Raw genomic sequence first — 3173 nt, 5'->3', positions numbered from 1 at the left:
CTTTGTCACGCCAGTTCGGTGGCTTCGGTGGTTTTGTCCCCCGGATCCGTCGACTTGTGCCGCTCAAGGCCCCTTCATGGGGCCTTTTTCATTTGATCCCATGTGCAACAGTGCCGACAACAGGTTGCTGAGTTCGTCTTGTCGCTGCGGTGCTGGGGTGGCGTCGAACCATAATCACTTTTCCGGATCTGGTGCAGGAGCACGGCGTGAGTACCTCTGTTGACAGCCTTGGCAGCAAGCATCCCCTTCGTTCGTGGCGCCGAGCCGTGTGGTGGGGGTGCGTGGCCGCTTTGATGGCCACCAACCATGCCAGCGCCGCGCCGACCCTGCCCGAGGGGGCTGCTCCGCAGGCCATGGGGGTCATCGTCAAGCTCAAGGATGGGCGGGTGACCACGGCCGACGGGCGTGGCATGGCCAGGCCCTCTTCGCTCAACCCCGAGGGATCCCAGCGCCGCCGCCTGCAAGTGGCCCAGGTGGCGCAACGCCAGCGAGTGAGCTACCTGGTCCAGAAGGACACGGCGTTCGGCGCCCAGGTGTTGCATCGCGGCGAGCCTGTGGCCTTGACCGACGCCGAGGCCGAGGCCGCGCGCTTGCGCCAGGACCCCGATGTCGAGTGGGCCGTGCCCAACGAGATCATGAAGCCGGCCACCACCACGACCGGCCAGACAGCACCGTCGGTGGACTACACGTATTCCGGGCGCTTCTGGATGCGATCCCGCGTCGCCGCTGGTGCAGGCGTGGCGGATTTTCCTGCCGCCTGGACTTTCCTGGCTGGCCGAACCCTGAACCCGGTTGTCACCGCGGTCCTGGACTCGGGCGTCACTGAAGCCACCACTCACCCTGACTTCGTCGGCCGCCTGTTCACCGGGCACGACTTCGTCACCGACCCGGCCGTGGGCAACGACAGCAGCGGGCGCGACGCCGACGTCAGCGACCCCGGTGACTGGGAAACGGGTTGTCCTGGTGACCTGAGCAAGTGCAGCTCCTGGCACGGCACCTCGATCACCAGCATGCTGGCAGCGCCTGGCAGCAGCACGACCACCGGCTCGCTCAACAGCTCTCAACAAATGGGCCCGGGCATTTTTGCCTCCATCGATGGTCAGCCCGTGGTGCTGCCCATTCGAGTGGGCGGCACGGGCGGTGCCAGCTCCAGCGACATCATCGACGCCATGTACTGGGCGGCAGGGCTGTCGGTGGCCAACGCCCCGCCCCCTCCCAACCCGGGTGCCAGGGTCATCAGCCTGAGCTATGGCTCGCTGGGCAATTGCCAGGGCGGCTCGAACACCGTGGACGCGCTGTACCGCAACGCCATCGCCACCCTTCGCTCTTTGGGCGTGGTGGTCGTGGCGTCGGCAGGCAATGGCGATGGCTCTGGCACGTTGGGGTACTCGTCGCCGTCCAAACCCGCGAGCTGCCAGGGCGTCATCGCGTCCACCGGGCTGCGCGCCAATGCCTCGAAGGCGGCGTATGCGAACCTGGTCAATGGCAGCCGCGCCAGCCAGTGCTATTTCGGTGTGGCCGTGGCCAGCGGTGATTCTGGTCAGAGCATGTCCATGCTGGGCAACTCCGGCACCACCTCACCCGGTACGACGAACCTGCAAGGCGGCATCGAGGGCACCAGCTTCGCGGCCCCGCAGGTGGCCGGCGTGGCGGCCTTGATGCTGGCCGTGAACCCCGCGCTCAGCTCGGTCGACGTGGCGTATCGGATCATGCAGTCGGCATCGGCCTTCCCCACCTCGGGCTCGCCGACCAATCTGTGCAGTGCCAGCAGCCTGGGCAACTGCCGATGCACCAGCGGCACTTGTGGCGCGGGTGTCCTGGATGCAGCCGCGGCGCTCAACGCTGCGCTGAGTTCCCCTCTGTTCGCCGAGGGCGTGTGCCCTGCACCTGACGTGACCACGTCTTCGTCGGGCGGCAGCAGCGGTGGCGGTGGCGGCGGTGCCAGCGACGCAGGCATGCTGGCCTTGCTGGCAAGCATTGCAGCCTGGATGCTGGGTGCTGCGTGGTGGGCCCGCCTGAGGCGCAATCAGGCCATCAGGGCAACCGCCCAGATCATCAAGACCGGCAAGCGGTGAACGACTTGCCTTGGGGCAGCTTGAGCCCCGAGAGCGTCACCTGCATCGACTCGTTGGCTTGGGCCACGCGCAGGTAGTGCACTTGACCGGCCGGGCGGATCGTCACCACGCGGGCGGTGCGGATGCCGCGTTGCTTGAGGCCACCCAGGCGGGTTTCGGCATCGGCTTCGCTGGCGAAGCGGCCCAGTGACAGGCCGCGCGCGTAGGTGCCGTTGCGCACTTCGTCAAAGTTCAGCCCCTTGATGCGCTTGAGCTCCGTGACCTTGCGGTCGTACAGCTCTTCGTCGTTGTATGGGCCCATGTAGACCATCCACTGCCCGCCGATGGCGATGCTCTGGCGCGTCCAGCTGCCTGCCTGCAGCAAGGGCCGCAGGGTCTTGTCGACGGCGGCGGCGTCTTCCGGTTTGAACGGGCCGGCCTCGACGCACAGGGCCGGGGTGGCTGCGGCCTGCTGCGCGGTGGCGCTGGATGCCGCAGAGGGGGCTTCGGCCGCGCTTGCGGCTCTGTCCGGGGGCGATGCGGCTTCGGCTGGCGGCGCGCGGCGGCGCAGCGCGTGGTTTTGTGCTGTGTCACCCGGCTGCAGCACCTCGATTTGCTCGGCGTGCAACTGCGCGCTCAGGCGCTGAGGCTCGCGTTGCCCCTCCGCGGGCATGCCTGCCCAGGCCTTCAGCCAGCCGTGGGTCCAGGCAAAAAAGCCAAGGTTGACGATCAACAGGGCGAGCACCAGGGAGCGGAGCATGGGGCGTGCAGGGGTCAGGTGAGGGGGGCTGCAAGGGCTGGGCGCACGCTGACTTCACCACTGCTCCAGCGTTGCAGGCCGCCTGCAGTATGCACGAGCAGTGCACCCGACTCGTCCACGCCTTGGGCCGTGCCGCTGGCGTCGGGGGGCGTCTGGGCGTCGGGCAGGTGGCCGGGCCGGGTCCACAGCGACACCTCCTGGCCTTTGAGCACATCGCGGTCAGACCAGGCCGTCAGCAAGGGGGCGAAGCCCGTGGTCTCAAAGCGGTGCACGGTGTCCAGCAGGTCGGGCAGGACCCATGACCAGGCTTCGCCAACGCCGAGCGGGTCGTCTGCGTTGCGGGACAGCCATGCCGAGCC

At 67.9% G+C, this 3173-nt stretch carries 2 protein-coding genes and 1 pseudogene; 1 reads left to right on the top strand and 2 read right to left on the bottom strand.

Features of this window, described 5'->3' with window-relative positions:
• The first annotated feature begins 293 nt into the window (after nt 1–293).
• Complete coding sequence (locus B2W70_RS12090) at nt 294–2075, top strand: S8 family serine peptidase (protein WP_286746004.1); 1782 nt, start codon at nt 294–296, stop codon at nt 2073–2075.
• Here B2W70_RS12090 and B2W70_RS12085 read toward each other — a convergent pair.
• Nucleotides 2056–2814, bottom strand: a complete 759-nt coding sequence (locus B2W70_RS12085) for a hypothetical protein (protein ID WP_286746003.1) — start codon at nt 2812–2814, stop codon at nt 2056–2058. The two genes, B2W70_RS12090 and B2W70_RS12085, sit on opposite strands and share 20 nt — an antisense overlap.
• 14 nt (nt 2815–2828) lie before the next feature.
• A pseudogene (locus B2W70_RS12080) lies at nt 2829–3173 on the bottom strand (hypothetical protein); the annotation flags it as partial.

The organism is Aquabacterium sp. UBA2148, assembly GCF_002328915.1.
GTDB lineage: Bacteria > Pseudomonadota > Gammaproteobacteria > Burkholderiales > Burkholderiaceae_C > Aquabacterium > Aquabacterium parvum.
Note: the sequence above shows the minus strand (reverse complement) of the source record. Positions and strands in the feature narration are given on the sequence as shown.